Origin of the sequence: Alteromonas sp. CH_MED4-4, from assembly GCF_037029575.1 — a bacterium.
Lineage (GTDB): Bacteria > Pseudomonadota > Gammaproteobacteria > Enterobacterales > Alteromonadaceae > Alteromonas > Alteromonas macleodii.
Genome location: NZ_JAYMEU010000004.1, coordinates 1 through 13,196, shown reverse-complemented (window position 1 = coordinate 13,196; position 13,196 = coordinate 1). Strand labels below are relative to the sequence as shown.

General features: G+C 42.5%; 15 protein-coding genes. 13 read left to right on the top strand and 2 right to left on the bottom strand.

Going from position 1 to position 13,196, the window contains the following annotated elements:
- Position 1: 1 nt before the first annotated feature.
- The 3 genes from proB (at position 2) to WA381_RS04140 (ending at position 3,436) form a co-directional block, all read left to right on the top strand.
- Complete coding sequence (gene proB / locus WA381_RS04150) at positions 2-1,111, top strand: glutamate 5-kinase (protein ID WP_156086388.1); 1,110 nt, start codon at positions 2-4, stop codon at positions 1,109-1,111.
- Positions 1,108-2,355, top strand: coding sequence for a glutamate-5-semialdehyde dehydrogenase (locus WA381_RS04145; RefSeq protein WP_061485817.1), 1,248 nt, complete (start codon positions 1,108-1,110; stop codon positions 2,353-2,355). The genes proB and WA381_RS04145 overlap by 4 nt, the downstream gene beginning before the upstream one ends.
- A 130-nt stretch (positions 2,356-2,485) precedes the next feature.
- Positions 2,486-3,436, top strand: coding sequence for a mechanosensitive ion channel family protein (locus WA381_RS04140; protein ID WP_156086389.1), 951 nt, complete (start codon positions 2,486-2,488; stop codon positions 3,434-3,436).
- A 3-nt stretch (positions 3,437-3,439) separates the two neighbouring features.
- On the opposite strand, the gene WA381_RS04135 is transcribed toward WA381_RS04140, so the two are convergent.
- The gene (locus WA381_RS04135; protein ID WP_014949384.1) at positions 3,440-3,994 is read right to left on the bottom strand and encodes an HNH endonuclease; all 555 of its coding nucleotides are present in this window, start codon (positions 3,992-3,994) and stop codon (positions 3,440-3,442) included.
- A gap of 339 nt (positions 3,995-4,333) precedes the next feature.
- Between WA381_RS04135 and pnp the strand changes: the two genes are divergently transcribed.
- The 7 genes from pnp (at position 4,334) to WA381_RS04100 (ending at position 10,489) form a co-directional block, all read left to right on the top strand.
- Entirely contained in the window at positions 4,334-6,445 is a 2,112-nt protein-coding gene (pnp, locus tag WA381_RS04130; RefSeq protein WP_039229711.1) for a polyribonucleotide nucleotidyltransferase, read from the top strand.
- Between the two features lie 175 nt (positions 6,446-6,620).
- Complete coding sequence (locus WA381_RS04125; RefSeq protein ID WP_061485818.1) at positions 6,621-6,914, top strand: DUF1244 domain-containing protein; 294 nt, start codon at positions 6,621-6,623, stop codon at positions 6,912-6,914.
- Between the two features lie 280 nt (positions 6,915-7,194).
- Positions 7,195-7,785, top strand: a complete 591-nt coding sequence (locus WA381_RS04120; RefSeq protein WP_061485821.1) for a hypothetical protein — start codon at positions 7,195-7,197, stop codon at positions 7,783-7,785.
- Between the two features lie 3 nt (positions 7,786-7,788).
- Positions 7,789-8,133 (top strand): hypothetical protein, encoded by a 345-nt coding sequence (locus WA381_RS04115; RefSeq protein ID WP_061485822.1) that lies wholly within the window; start codon positions 7,789-7,791, stop codon positions 8,131-8,133.
- A 119-nt stretch (positions 8,134-8,252) separates the two neighbouring features.
- Positions 8,253-9,299, top strand: coding sequence for a DUF262 domain-containing protein (locus WA381_RS04110; protein WP_061485823.1), 1,047 nt, complete (start codon positions 8,253-8,255; stop codon positions 9,297-9,299).
- Positions 9,283-9,879 (top strand): HEPN domain-containing protein, encoded by a 597-nt coding sequence (locus tag WA381_RS04105; RefSeq protein WP_061485824.1) that lies wholly within the window; start codon positions 9,283-9,285, stop codon positions 9,877-9,879. The genes WA381_RS04110 and WA381_RS04105 overlap by 17 nt, the downstream gene beginning before the upstream one ends.
- Complete coding sequence (locus WA381_RS04100; RefSeq protein WP_061485825.1) at positions 9,863-10,489, top strand: hypothetical protein; 627 nt, start codon at positions 9,863-9,865, stop codon at positions 10,487-10,489. Before WA381_RS04105 ends, WA381_RS04100 begins: the two co-directional genes overlap by 17 nt.
- 448 nt (positions 10,490-10,937) lie before the next feature.
- On the opposite strand, the gene WA381_RS04095 is transcribed toward WA381_RS04100, so the two are convergent.
- The gene (locus tag WA381_RS04095; protein WP_289617965.1) at positions 10,938-11,144 is read right to left on the bottom strand and encodes a CcdB family protein; all 207 of its coding nucleotides are present in this window, start codon (positions 11,142-11,144) and stop codon (positions 10,938-10,940) included.
- 133 nt (positions 11,145-11,277) lie between these two features.
- Between WA381_RS04095 and tnpA the strand changes: the two genes are divergently transcribed.
- From tnpA to WA381_RS04080, 3 genes are all read left to right on the top strand, one after another.
- Positions 11,278-11,598: an IS66 family insertion sequence element accessory protein TnpA gene (gene tnpA, locus WA381_RS04090; RefSeq protein ID WP_156086390.1), complete on the top strand. Its 321-nt coding sequence runs from the start codon at positions 11,278-11,280 to the stop codon at positions 11,596-11,598.
- Positions 11,595-11,945 (top strand): IS66 family insertion sequence element accessory protein TnpB, encoded by a 351-nt coding sequence (tnpB, locus tag WA381_RS04085; protein WP_156086391.1) that lies wholly within the window; start codon positions 11,595-11,597, stop codon positions 11,943-11,945. The genes tnpA and tnpB overlap by 4 nt, the downstream gene beginning before the upstream one ends.
- Before the next feature lie 86 nt (positions 11,946-12,031).
- Complete coding sequence (locus WA381_RS04080) at positions 12,032-12,709, top strand: IS66 family transposase zinc-finger binding domain-containing protein (protein ID WP_264386962.1); 678 nt, start codon at positions 12,032-12,034, stop codon at positions 12,707-12,709.
- Positions 12,710-13,196 lie beyond the last annotated feature (487 nt).

The following is a 13,196-nucleotide window of genomic DNA, read 5'->3' as shown; positions in this document are numbered from 1 at the left end:
TATGAGTCATCCAAATTGGAAACGCGTAGTCATCAAAGTGGGTAGTGCATTGATATCGCCCAACCAACAAGGTTGTAGCAGTCATTACCTTTTGAGCATTGCGCAATTTATCGTGCGATGCAGAGCCAACGGTACACAAGTTGTACTCGTGTCTTCTGGTTCTGTCGCAGCGGGCGCGCACCTGTTTCCAGAGCAAGAAAAGTCAGATATTGCAGTTAAAAAAGCAATGGCAGCAGCGGGTCAAACCGAAATGATTGCCACGTGGGACAGACTGTTTGATTTTCCGTCTGCTCAGATGCTTTTAACGCATGCTGATTTACGAGACAGAGAGCGTTACGTAAGTATCCGTGAAACGATATTCAGTTTATTGGACAACAATATCCTGCCTATCGTTAATGAAAACGACACCGTTACCACCGACAAATTGAAAGTGGGTGATAACGATAATTTATCGGCCATGGTGGCGTCGGCAGCTGAAGCAGATGCACTTATTATCTGTTCAGACATTGATGGGTTGTACGATAAGAACCCGCATGAACACGAAGACGCACAATTGCTTAAATCAGTTAATACCATTGATCAAAGCATTTATGACATGGCTGGCGGTGCGGTAAAAGGCGGTGTAGGCACCGGTGGTATGCGCACTAAAATTGAAGCGGCCGAAAAAGCCGTTTCGCATGGTATAGATACATATATTATTAACGGCTTTACTGAACTGTCGTTTAATATGCTGCTAGCAGGTGAAAACCCAGGCACGCATTTCAAACCTCACGCCAAGCCAATGCAAGAGAATGTGCATTGGATGCGCCATACGTCAAACGCGCAGGGTGAGGTGATAGTAGAAGGGGACTTTGACGCCTCTTTAGCTGGCGACGCAGAGCAACTGACAAGTAGCGAAATTATTGACGTGAAAGGTGAGTTCTCGGTAGGCGACACCATTCTAGTACGTAAAGAAGACGGTACTAAACTGGTAAAAGCCAAGTCGAATTACAGTAGCTGTTTATTGAATTTCATTGCGAATCAGGAAAACGAAGAATTCGCCCATGAGTTTGAGGAAAAGACTGGGCCAATTATTTCTGATCAGCACATAGCAAATCTGGAGAAAGAATGAGCATTATTACAGAGTTAGCACAACAGGCAAAAAAAGCTGCACGTACACTGGCTATTTTAAGTGAAAGCCAGAAAAACGCGGTGTTAACTGATATGGCCGCGGCAATTCGTGCAAACAAAAGCAAAATTATTGAAGTAAACGAAAAGGAAGTCGCGCGCGCCAAAGAGAATAACTTAGACGCAGCGATGGTTGACCGCTTAATCCTAAACGATGAGCGTATTGAATCAATGGCTGAAGGCATCGAAGTTATTGTTGAACTAGACGATCCTGTGGGTAAAGAGCGCGTTATCGGTACACGTCCAAACGGTATTGAGATTAAGAAAATGCGTATACCGCTTGGTGTTGTGTGCATGATATATGAAGCACGACCTAATGTTACTGCCGACGCAGGCGCGCTGTGCTTTAAATCGGGTAACGCAGTGATATTACGTGGTGGTAAAGAAGCACTAGATACGAGTTTAGCCATTGCTGAGCTTATGCAAGACGTGCTGGAGAAGCACAATTTACCAAAAGCGCTGGTAACGGTAGTTCCGAACCCAGATCGTGCATTAATGCAAGAGCTAATGGAGCAGCGTGATTACATTGACGTGATTATTCCACGTGGTGGGGAAGGTCTAATCAACTACGTGACTGACAACGCTAAAGTGCCGGTAATTCAGCACTTTAAAGGTGTGTGTCACCTTTACGTAGACAAAGATGCTGATCTAGATAAAGCCATGGCGCTACTTCTAAATGGTAAAACACAGCGTACTGGCGTATGTAATGCCTTAGAAGGCTTAGTTGTACACCAAGCCGTTGCGGGTGATTTTCTGCCTAAAGTGGCCGATGCATTCAAAGAAAAGGGTGTTAAGGTTCACGTAAACGACAAAGGTAGCCAGTACTTTGATGGTGCTGACGTTATTTCTGAAGACGCGTACGGTGAAGAGTATCTTGGCCTTGAAATCGCTATCCGTGTAGTTGACGATTTCGAAGCAGCGGTTGACCACATTGCGCAATTTGGTAGTAACCACACTGAAGTAATTTGTACGGAAGATGCTGAAAAAGGCAAGTTATTCCAACGTGCAGTTGATGCAAGTGTAGTAATGGTTAATGCCTCTTCACGTTTTTCTGATGGTAGCCAGCTTGGCTTAGGTGCAGAAATTGGTATTGCAACCACTAAACTACATGCTTATGGCCCAATGGGCTTGGAGTCATTGACTTCAGAGAAATATTTAGTGAATGGCGAAGGCCAAATTCGCGACTAATAAAAAGATGTTTTAACTGGTCGGCATTGTGCCACGAGTTTACATGCTTCATAATTAAAAGCGCTGACATTCGTCGGCGCTTTTTTTCGCCTATTCAAATATTTACCCTCGGAGTACAGACGGAGCTTACATGGAGATTGTGATAGACCCAGCGCAGTTATGGCATCAATTTATAAGTTTTGCCAATGATTATAAACTGCTGACATCTCTAGTACTTTTAATTGTACTGCACTTTATCAAAAAGGGTGTGTTGCGCCTTATCAGGCGTATTAGTTCTCATCGTGGCGAAGACCGCCGAAACCAAATCAATATCCTAGAGCAGCTGGGTAATGCCTTTATCATTATTGTGTTAATGATGGTATGGAGCTCTGAAATCCAAACACTGGCAATCTCCATTGCTGCCTTTATGGTAGCCATTGTGTTGGCAACCCGCGAGTTTATTCAGTGCTTTATGGGGTTCATTTACTACCTGGGCGCTCGGCCGTTCAGGGTAGGCGACTGGATCCAAATGAACAACATCATTGGTGAAGTGGTAGAAATGGACTGGGCAAAGACAGCGCTTTTAGAAGTAGATCCTGAAAGCTTTAACTACACGGGTAAACACGTGTACGTGCCTAATAGTCAGCTTGTAACTCAAACTGTGCGTAACCTTAACTTCATGCGTCGCTACCGTTTGCATTCATTTGAAATAGTGAACGAGCCTTCTGTTAACGCCTATAGTTTGCTTCCAGCGTTTCATGCCAGGGCACAGGCACATTGTGAATATTTCCGCGATGTAGCAGAGCGCTACAAAGGCCTAATTGAACGTCATTTAGAGCAAGAATTTATTCGCATCGACCCAGAGGTTGAGATTAAAACCAATGAACTTGCCAAAGTGGTGGTAAAGGTAAGCTTGTTTTGCCCTACAGCCGAAGCTCACGAGTTAGAGCACAAAATGTGCTCAGATTGGTTAAGTCTGTGGTTCAAAGCGCAAAAAGAAGAGCAGCGCCAGCTTCATGCACAGCACAGCGATTCCTCTTCGGTGCAAAACCAAGCTAAAGCAATGCCCGAAGCACAGACAACTACTAGCGGTACGCTATAGCGTCTATTCTAAGCACGTCCATTCTCTGTGGCTGGTGAAGTGGCCTTGTAAAAAGGCCATTTGGTCAGCCAAAATCCGCCTGTTCATTAAATAAAAACGCTCGTACACATTTGGTCTAAACGGAACCGCGAGTAGGGGCATGTTGGCTTCTTCTGGTGTTTTAGCACCTTTCGCGTGATTACACCGCTGGCAAGCCGTGGCAACGTTCGTCCAACTGTCTTTTCCGCCGCGAGAGCGGGGGATAATGTGGTCTCGGGTAAGCTGCTTTGGCGTAAACTTATTGCCGCAGTACATACACAGGTAGCTATCGCGCCTAAACAAATAGCGATTAGTAAGGGCAACTTTGCCAGATAAATCTGTTACCTTGCCGTCGCACGCGATAATACTAGACAGGGTAAGCTGACTTTGCAGCCCTTCGTGATTCCAGCCTCCCTTAAGCGTAATAGCATCGCTACCTAGCTCAAATAGCACCTTATCTTGACTGTAAAGCTTTGCGGCTTGTTCAACATCTATCCACTCTTGTGGCATGCCTGCTTTATTAAGTCGAAGTACCAACATGGTTATCTCCTTTAGCACACTAATATTAGACGTTCTTGTTGTGGTTAATCACTTCTGCGCATTGGTCGCACGAGATGTTTATTTAAGTTCTTACGTTGTTCGCTTTTTGTTCTAGCATACGCTGTTTTGTGTCAGTATGATGAAAATATAGTCAATAATTGAAATTTCACAGATATTTCATATAGTCATGGTGCTATAGGTGATAGCGGTTAATGACCTAATAACACGACAAATTCCGCGCGGGGCTGCATTTGACCATGGTATTAACGCTACTTCATGGCTATACTATGCGCCGCGTTTAAAAGCGATAAAATAAAGATTGAAATTAAAGGACAAATAGTGACTCCTATTACTAAATCATTTCAGTATGGACAGCATACTGTAACTCTAGAGACGGGTGTAATTGCTCGTCAGGCAACAGCTGCGGTTCTTGCGAGCATGGACGATACGTCTGTACTGGTAACAGTAGTTGGTAAAAAAGAAGCCAAAGCAGATCAAGACTTCTTCCCACTTACTGTTAACTACCAAGAAAAAGCGTACGCTGCGGGTAAAATCCCAGGTGGTTTCTTCAAGCGTGAAGGTCGTCCATCTGAAGGTGAAACACTGATTGCACGTCTTATCGACCGTCCAATCCGCCCATTATTCCCAGAAGGTTTCAAAAACGAAGTACAAGTTGTTGTTACTGTAATGTCTGCTAACCCAGATATCCCTACAGACATCATCTCTATGATTGGTACTTCAGCAGCCCTTGCTATCTCTGGTATTCCTTTCAACGGCCCAATTGGTGCGGCTCGTGTTGGTTTTAGCAACGGTGAATACATTCTAAATACACGCGCAGAAGAGCAAGCTGAAAGCGAGCTTGACCTTGTTGTTGCGGGTACTGAAGGCGCAGTACTTATGGTTGAATCAGAAGCAAGCGTGCTTTCTGAAGACACCATGCTAGGTGCGGTTATGTTCGGTCACGAGCAAATGCAAACTGTAGTTAACGCAGTTAACGAATTTGCTGCTGAAGTTGGCACTGAGAAGTGGGACTGGGCACCAGAAGCAGAAAACACTGCGCTTAAAGACAAAGTTAAAGCACTAGCTGAAGCAGAAATGACTGCGGCTTACCAGATTTCTGACAAGTTAGAGCGTAAAGACGCAGTAACTGCAGCAACTGAAAAAGCACTAGAAGCTATCCTTGCTGAAGACGAAGAACAAGATAAGAAAGAAGTACTAGACCTTCTTCACGACCTTGAGTCTGACGTTGTACGTTCACGCATCCTATCTGGCGCGCCACGTATTGACGGTCGTGACCCAGCAATGATCCGTGCACTAGACGTAGCAACAGGTATTCTTCCTCGTACTCACGGTTCTGCACTATTTACTCGTGGTGAAACGCAGGCACTTGTAGCTGCTACGCTTGGTACAGAGCGTGACGCACAGATGATTGACGAGCTTCAAGGTAAGCGCGACAGCCGTTTCATGCTTCACTACAACTTCCCTCCATACTGTGTTGGTGAAACCGGTATGATTGGTTCGCCTAAGCGTCGTGAAATTGGTCACGGTCGTCTAGCGAAGCGTGGTATTCAAGCAGTAATGCCAAGTGAAGAAGAATTCCCGTACGTAGTACGTGTGGTTTCTGAAATCACAGAATCAAACGGTTCATCTTCAATGGCGTCGGTTTGTGGTACTTCACTAGCGCTTATGGATGCAGGTGTTCCAATTAAAGCGTCTGTTGCGGGTATCGCAATGGGCCTAGTTAAGAGTGACGACAACTTTGTTGTACTTTCAGACATCCTTGGTGACGAAGATCACCTTGGCGACATGGACTTTAAAGTAGCGGGTACTACCGAAGGTATTACTGCACTTCAAATGGACATTAAGATTGAAGGTATTACTAAAGAAATCATGCAAATTGCGCTTAAACAAGCAAAAGAAGCACGTTTGCACATTCTTAACGTAATGGACGAAGCGATTGGCGGTCACCGTGAAGAGCTAAGTGAATTTGCTCCACGCATTTACACCATGAAGATTGACCAAGACAAGATTCGTGACGTTATCGGTAAAGGCGGCGCAATGATCCGTCAAATTACAGAAGAGTCTGACACTAACATCGAGATTGAAGACGACGGTACTATCAAAATCTTTGCGACAGAGCGTGCGAAAGCAGACATCGCTATTAGCAAGATTGAGCAAGTAACGGCTGAAATTGAAGTTGGTAAGACTTACAACGGTAAGATTACACGTATTGTAGACTTCGGTGCGTTCGTAGAAGTACTTCCAGGTAAAGAAGGTCTTGTTCACATTTCACAAATCGCTCACGAGCGTGTGAACAAAGTAACTGACTACCTAGAAGAAGGCCAAATGGTTGACGTTAAGGTTATGGAAATCGATCGCCAAAACCGTGTACGTCTAAGCATTAAAGAGCTTCTAGAAAAGCCAGCGCCTAAGTCTGACGACGCAGAGTAATGCCAATTAGGTTTTAAACCTAGTTAGCTGTATATAAGTAAAAAGGGAGCTTGGCTCCCTTTTTTCGTTTTAGGTTTTAAAAGTAAAAACGGGTTGGGTTTTACCCACTAACCCATACATTTACGCCACACATTCAACCCATAACGAAAAAGCGCTTTTTTAGAGGTATTGGATAATGGATAAGCAAACGCAAACCGAAGTAGAAGCAGCGGTATTCCGCCGCTTAGTAGAACACTTAGACGCAAACAAAGACGTTCAGAACATCGACCTGATGATTTTGGCCGACTTCTGCCGTAACTGCTTGGCAAAATGGTATTCGGCGGCTGCAAGCGAGCAGGGCGCTGATATCGACTACGAAGCCGCACGCGAAGTGGTATACAAAATGCCGTATTCAGAGTGGAAAGAGAAGCACCAGCTTCCGGCGACTGACGAGCAGTTGGAGAAGTTGGCTGCTAGGCAGAAGAAGTAGTTTTTAGATAAGACGAAATTTATTTTTGTGTTTTGAAGCCAGCTTATGCTGGCTTTTTTGTTTTTTTGGGGACGAGCGAAAAGCAGTCGTGGCGTCTGTGCGCTGATATGGTGCTTTTAATATGCGCGTGATAAAAAGTATTGCGTTTTTTCTTTATTTTTCTGTTGGTTGTGGTTTATTGTAGTTATAAATACAAGGACAATTTTCCCGAAAGTTGTGTGGAATAGCATGACGGTTTGGGGGCGAGTACGCTGTTAAGTTACCAAGGAGAGTTCGAAAAATGCCATTTGATGATCTAATGAATGACATCGTGAAAGTGCTAAAACAAGACGGAGTAATAATTTCGGATATCAAATCTAGCGTTCAAAAGGATAAGATATTTATTCAGCGTTCTGATATTTTGATAGAGACTGGTGACTTAATTCAGCGTTCAATGAGTAACGGTGCAGAAGAAACATACAAAGTTATCGATCCGGGTTTTCACGAAAAATTCCATGGTATTCCTGCTGGGTACCAAATGGATGTTATCAAACTCGGTCTTCCTGAAGCAAAAGCAGCTGTCCAACATATTACTTACAATATATCCGGCACAAACAATAGAATTAACCAACACTCTACAGATAACTCGGTCAATATTGTAAATTTAAATCCTGAACTTCAAGAGCATATCGCTGCTTTACGTAACGAAATTGATAGACTATGTCTTCCTGAAGAAGAGCAATTGGCCTCCTATGAAGTTATTGATGCAGTTGAAGCTCAAGTCGAAAGTGGCAAGCCAAGCAAAGCGGTAGTTAAAACTCTTTTAAATGGGCTGCCTAATGCAGGTAGTATTGCGTCGATCGGTTCTTTTTTAGTTTCTTTATTGGGGTAAATTATGAAACTCGATGATTTTGTTTCGGAAACGTTAAAGCAAATTATAAAAGGGGTCGTGGCTGCACAAGAGTATGGAAATACTCAAAATGCTAAAGTTAACCCAATTACCGCAAGATTTCACAGCAACACTGAAGGCCATGCATACTGCCGAGAAACTGGTGTTCCATTACAAAAGGTTGAGTTCGATGTTGCTGTTACAGTTGCTGAAGAACAAACATCAGCAAATGATGGTGGTTCTGTAGGCTCTATATCTGTATCTTCAGCAAATTCCAATAGTTCGCAAAATAGCTCAGTGAGCAGGATTCAGTTTGAAGTACCGGTACTATTACCTATAACAGGAAAGTAGGTAGGGTATTAACATAACAAGCGCATGTTGTCGGACTGGTTTTCCGCTGCGCTCCAAATCAGCCGCAAATGCGAGCGTTATGCGAAGAAATCGACAATTTACAAAATATAGGAATAAAAATGAGTGAAGAAGTTCAAGACAAGACGTTAAATCTATACCCAATTGATTATCCGTTTGAAACATTAGTCTCAAGAATCACTTCCGATAATCCTAAGACAATACTGAACCCAGAGTTTCAAAGAAAATATAAATGGGACAAGGATGGTTGGGGAAGAGCGTCGAAATTTATAGAATCATGCCTAATGCGAATTCCACTTCCCTCGTGTTATTTCGCTGAAGATGACAATAGAAAGCAGTTAGTTATTGATGGTGTGCAAAGGTTAACAACTATAACTAGATTTTTTAACGATGAATTTGCTTTGGAGGGGATGACAACATTTAAAGAGTTAGAGGGAAAAAAATTCTCAGAACTTGGCGATTTACAAGCCGAATTAGAGTCCACAACAATTCGTTGCATTGTTCTTCGTAAGGAAAATCCCAAGAAACTAATTAGAGAAATATTCGCGAGACTAAATCAGGGCGCCGTCCAGTTAAGCCCGCAAGAAATTAGGCATGCCATTTACCCCGGGGCTCTTGACGACCTCCTCGTCGAATTAGCTGAAACAGATGAAATAAAGAATTTTGGTATTGTGGATGGAAGTGGCAAGGTTCGTGATAATCGAGAGCCTGATGAACAGGTGTTGAGGTTCTTGGCATTCTCTAGTGATCTTGAGCTAGCCGAATTTAACGATGTTTTAAGTGATTTTCTTGACAGTTACATGGAGCAAAATTTTGAGTCGGCTGAAGATGAAATCACCCAGCTGCGCTCAAAATTTCATAGCGCTATAAACAATTGTAAAAATGTCTTTGGGGAGGGGTTGTTCTCTGATGTAACACGCGATAGACCAAAACAAGGCATGGTCCACTATGATTTGCTTATGGTTACAGTAGGATTATTAGATGAGCAAATAATCTTAGAGAGAAAAGAAGAGATTAAAACTGCATATAATGAATTGTGCGCAAGTGATGAGTTTAGACGCACACTTTCAGGTGGTTTACAGAAAAAAACATCAATTCTAAGACGAAGAAATCTATGGAGACCTTTGTTAGATGATGCAATCAACTAGTTCTTGCCCGTTTACGCAGTACTCAGAGCAATTTGAATTATTAAAGCAAGTGGTTGAGATTTCTGAACAACGTGTACTCTGCGATGAACCTGATATCCTATTTATAGATAATGTTAATTTTTTTGTGAAGTCCTATTTAATAAGTGTTTGTAGTTATCTAGAAGCATTTTTACAAGATGTTGCGTTTAAACATAGTCAATCCATTTCAAGTCGAGTTGTTTCTGCGCAAATTCCGCACAATTTTCTGCATTGGAGGCTTGCTACGGGGATAAAGGATAAACACTTGAATTACAGTGATATATCGCTGCCTGTGACAAAAAAAGATATTGCGAACGAAATTTCCGCCAATCCATATAGAACTTTGAAATTATTTCAGTTGCTAGGAATTGACTTAGCTAAAAAGGAAAACTTTGAAAGCAACAAGGATCTAATAAATACAATAGTTACCAAAAGAAATAATATTGTTCATCATAATGATACAGCCGCAGATGTATCATTTGGCGATCTCAAGGCTTATATCGACGTTATAGTCCCCTATATGGCTGCGGTAAAAGAAGCAGTAGATGAAGCAGCCGCATAACAAGAGCCTGCAACGGACAAATTTTACTGTCACCACTTTTGCGCTGCGCGGCAAAACTGCCGCCAGCAAAATTTGCTCGTTGAGGCGGGCGTTATGTTCTTTGGAGCCGATGTTCATGTGGTTTAAAAAAACTAAAAAGAATGAAGAAGAGTTTCTTTGGCATTCACCAACAGCAAGCTTTACTGATTTCGACGACTCTAAAATAGGTAAAGTATCCAACAAATACGGTTGGGGGATTTATTTTTCAACAGAGAAAAATAACGCAAGGTCACACAACAACTCTATCGACCATATTTATAAATTTCCAAAGTCTAAATTAGACGGTAAATCATTTATTTACTATTCGAAAAGCATCAAAAAACATGATGATCCCCATGTGATTTCGGTTGCGAAAGCGTTCTACAATGATAGATTTGATGATGAGGAATTTGATGTTGGTGGCCATAGGTTTTATGAAGATATTGTCGAAGGTATGAATAACAAAGGTGAAGCGTCGAGATTTCTTGTTCAACAAGGTATTTCGGGAGGGTTAATTAAAGAGCCAAGCGAAGTTTCAGTTTTATTATATGATACTAGTTTATGGGATCATGCGGTAAAAGTTCCCTTATAATCCGAATAACTAAACAAAAAACTAAATAGGACAGGCAAGTTTGTAGATGAAAACGTACTAAACAAGACAGGCATGTCTGTGGACAGACTAGCCTAACAAGTAAAGGCAGTGGACGCGTAAATGCGCCTCTGCTTTAGGCGTTAGATTTTTAAGGAAGAATTATGTCGCAAAAAAGACTAAATAAGACAGGCATGTTTGTGTAAGACTAAACAGGACAGTCACTTTTTACAACGGTATGCATTCGGTACCTGTCTTATGCGCTTAGGGAGGAAATACTACATTTGTTATCTGTCTTACGCTTAGTGAGAATATGGAACTAGCACTTTTAAAGAGTGTCATCGTGTTTAAAGGTAATTAGAACTACGACTAAACAAGACAGGCTCATTTGTGCACTTCTCTAGGCACATTATGCCGTTATGCCCACCTGTCAGAGTCTCTTATAGAAAGGCTATATTCCAGTAATAGCAAAGTCTATTGCACCTATTAGCAATTCGCGGGATTGCTCTAAAGAACCGATGCAGTCTTTGAGCACATCTTCGGGTATGGAACTAAGTTGTTGAGTCATGAATAGGTATGTCTCGCCTTCGAATTCTATTTCCGGCGTAAGGTTTTTCATATAAAGACTGTTTTTAGTCTTATTCTGTGTCAACGGCACAACCGGCGTTTTTCAAGGTAGTTGTCGCCTAAGCTGTTAAGCAGCTTCTTTTTTGTGTCCGTCCGGTAATCCCCACGTTCAATTCATAAGTCAGCTACGGCATGGTGTTCTCTTTTTGTTAAGGAGAATGACCATGCCGCAATATCAACGAAGAGAAGTGCAAGACTGGCTCAACTTATTCGAGCAGCAAAAGCAAAGCGGGCTCACCGCAGTGGCGTTTTGTCGCCAACAGCAGATTAATGTTCAAACTTACTACACCAGGCGTCGTGATATTCGGTTACAGCGAACAAGCAACAAGTTTGTTCAGGTGAAACGTGAAGTCACGAAGGTTGAATCCTACACCGAAGCAATGGGTGGCGAACTTCTCCTGCAACTTGGAAATGCTCAACTTAGCGTGCCAATCAATATTAACCCTCACTGGATTGCTACCGTGATGAAGGCATTGTCCGAATGAAGATGTTCGTAGAGCCTGCCGACATTTACCTGTACATGGATATCGTCGATTTCCGCAAATCGATAAATGGCTTAATTGTCGTTGTTGAGCAGGATATGAACCTGAATCCGTTTCGCGATGCACTGTTCGTCTTCCGCAACAAAAAGCGCGATAAGGTCAAAATACTCTATTGGGATAAAACGGGCTTCGCTCTCTGGTATAAACGCCTCGAGAAGCATCGTTTTAAGTGGCCTGTCGATGCGAACTTAAAACAGATGCATATGAGTGAGCAACAGCTACAATGGCTGTTATCGGGTTACGATGTCATAGGCCATCAGCCGTTGCACTACAACGCATCCGGCTTATAACCTGTGATCATAAGTAGCGATTAACGATCACGAAATAGTCTTAATAATGTAAGGTAATCAGCAGCTTAATACGGGATAATGGTGGTATGAACGAGAAAGAATACCAATCCCGCATCGCTGAACTTGAAGCGCTTCTTGAAGAGAAGCGCGCGCGGATTGCCTATTTAGAAGAACAGTTCCGCGTTGCCCAGCATAAGCAGTTTGGAAAAAGCACCGAAGGCCACCCTGGGCAAGGTGAGTTGTTCAATGAAGCGGAAGAACTGGTTGTTGAAGCTGAAACAGCCGAAGAAACGATTAGCTATACTCGTAAAAAGCCCACACGTAAACCGCTACCTAAAGACCTGCCTCGTGAAGTTATCGTTCACGATATTAGCGACGAAGAAAAAATCTGTGGCTGTTGTGCGGGCGAATTACATCGCATTGGTGAAGATAAGTCAGAGAAGCTTCAGTTTATTCCTGCTCAGGTCAACGTGATTGAGCATGTTCGCCCTAAATATGCGTGCCGTACCTGTGAAAAGGACGGTATCAGCAACACGATTAAACAAGCGCCCGTACCTCACAGCGTGATCCCAAAAGGCTACGCAACGCCAAGCTTGTTAAGTCAAATCATCACCAGCAAATATCAGTATGGGTTACCGCTTTATCGACAAGAAGCGATGTTCAAACAGCACGGAGTACTAAAAAAGACAGGCACCTTTACAAAGAATACTAACAATCGCCAGCGACAAAAATCCAAGGGCTCGTTTGGCTTTGCCCCTTTTTAAACAACATATGTCGTTAAACATTTAGGAATTAGTCACTATGGGACTAAATAAGACAGTCACCTTTATGTGTATTAAACGACTAAAAAAGACAAACATATTTGTTTCAATAATAAACCACACTTAAAATACTTACTTACTTAACAGGACAGGCATGTTTATGTACTCCAGCTAATGCTGGCTTTTTTGTTTTTGGCTTGCGTGAAATACACTAAATTCATCTGGGGACTAAACAAGACAGTCATCTTTTTTATACTTTGGATTGCGCTAAAAACGATGCAGTCAATGAATACTAAACAAGACAGGCATGTTTATGTAATGTCGTCAGACCACGGCAATTCCGATGGTGGTGGTACCGGAGATATCGGAAGCGACGAGTACTCGCACTATAAAGCTCTGTAATATGTACTAGCGAGCCTGTAACAGATTCTGTGTAACTGCCATTAGTTAATATGCTTTTCGAGGCGTTCCTCGAACTCGATAATAAAAC

What these genes read in the sequence shown, in the direction of transcription:
- proB (WP_156086388.1), top strand. Translation starts at nt 2, where the DNA reads ATGAGTCATCCAAATTGGAAACGCGTAGTCATCAAAGTGGGTAGTGCA.
- WA381_RS04140 (WP_156086389.1), top strand. Translation starts at nt 2,486, where the DNA reads ATGGAGATTGTGATAGACCCAGCGCAGTTATGGCATCAATTTATAAGT.
- WA381_RS04100 (WP_061485825.1), top strand. Translation starts at nt 9,863, where the DNA reads ATGAAGCAGCCGCATAACAAGAGCCTGCAACGGACAAATTTTACTGTC.
- tnpB (WP_156086391.1), top strand. Translation starts at nt 11,595, where the DNA reads ATGAAGATGTTCGTAGAGCCTGCCGACATTTACCTGTACATGGATATC.
- tnpA (WP_156086390.1), top strand. Translation starts at nt 11,278, where the DNA reads ATGCCGCAATATCAACGAAGAGAAGTGCAAGACTGGCTCAACTTATTC.
- WA381_RS04080 (WP_264386962.1), top strand. Translation starts at nt 12,032, where the DNA reads ATGAACGAGAAAGAATACCAATCCCGCATCGCTGAACTTGAAGCGCTT.
- WA381_RS04110 (WP_061485823.1), top strand. Translation starts at nt 8,253, where the DNA reads ATGAGTGAAGAAGTTCAAGACAAGACGTTAAATCTATACCCAATTGAT.
- WA381_RS04135 (WP_014949384.1), bottom strand. Translation starts at nt 3,994, where the DNA reads ATGTTGGTACTTCGACTTAATAAAGCAGGCATGCCACAAGAGTGGATA.
- WA381_RS04125 (WP_061485818.1), top strand. Translation starts at nt 6,621, where the DNA reads ATGGATAAGCAAACGCAAACCGAAGTAGAAGCAGCGGTATTCCGCCGC.
- WA381_RS04120 (WP_061485821.1), top strand. Translation starts at nt 7,195, where the DNA reads ATGCCATTTGATGATCTAATGAATGACATCGTGAAAGTGCTAAAACAA.
- WA381_RS04105 (WP_061485824.1), top strand. Translation starts at nt 9,283, where the DNA reads ATGATGCAATCAACTAGTTCTTGCCCGTTTACGCAGTACTCAGAGCAA.
- WA381_RS04145 (WP_061485817.1), top strand. Translation starts at nt 1,108, where the DNA reads ATGAGCATTATTACAGAGTTAGCACAACAGGCAAAAAAAGCTGCACGT.
- WA381_RS04115 (WP_061485822.1), top strand. Translation starts at nt 7,789, where the DNA reads ATGAAACTCGATGATTTTGTTTCGGAAACGTTAAAGCAAATTATAAAA.